Genomic DNA, 785 nt, shown 5'->3' with positions numbered 1-785 from the left:
ATCCACCATAACTCAACATGCGTTTTCTGTATAAACCTTGTTCTAAATCTTGAACAATTTCTGCGTCTTTTTCATGATTTCCCGTTAAATAATCAGACGACTTAACCGAGTATTTTGATGTCTCTTTAATTGCAGCTTGTATATCTTTATCGCCTTTTTTATTTGGCCTAATTGCTTTGATATTTGCGACAGGTTTGTAATCAACTTGAAGTGCTTTTTGCCATAAATTGATCCACTCTTCTTGCGTTATATAATTTTCTTTTTTTCTAAAATAAGCATTTTCAACACACAATAAAACGTGCATATGTTGATTATAACTACCATCATTTTTATTAACTGTTACCTCAGTTGAACGCATAAAACCAATCAAATTTTGTTTTACTTTTTTATATCTACTCAATCTATCAAAAGCTTTAGTTAAATGTTTTAAACTCTGTTCTAAAGTTTCACCGTCAATCGCATTTTTTGTTGAAAGTGTTAAAAACAACCAACGTGCTTTTGGTTTTTCTTTAATAACTTCCTCAATTACTTTTTGGGCTTGATAACTGTTTTTCATTGAACGCCTCCAATTACAAACCGGACATAATTTAGACTTACAAAACCATGTTTTATAAAGTTTTAAATACCCTTCATCAGTCGGCTTAAATTCTAAGACGTTACCACCTTGTTTTACGTTAAAAGCCTTTTTAATTTTTAAAATTTCTAGTATATCAGCATAACTTACATTGTCGATTTTCTTCTCTCTCCATGGGCGTCGTTTCCCATTTTTAGACATATCTTTCAAT

Annotated in this window: 1 protein-coding gene; it reads right to left on the bottom strand. The window is 30.7% G+C overall.

Annotated features, from left to right (window positions below):
- On the bottom strand, nucleotides 1–785 hold a 785-nt coding region (locus tag AC1DQ3_RS36570), incomplete at both ends, for a protein rep (protein WP_477124957.1).

It is taken from the genome of Cupriavidus sp. 01T418 (genome assembly GCF_056398885.1).
The sequence above is the reverse complement of the archived record's forward strand: the minus strand, read 5'-3'. Positions and strand labels throughout refer to the sequence as shown.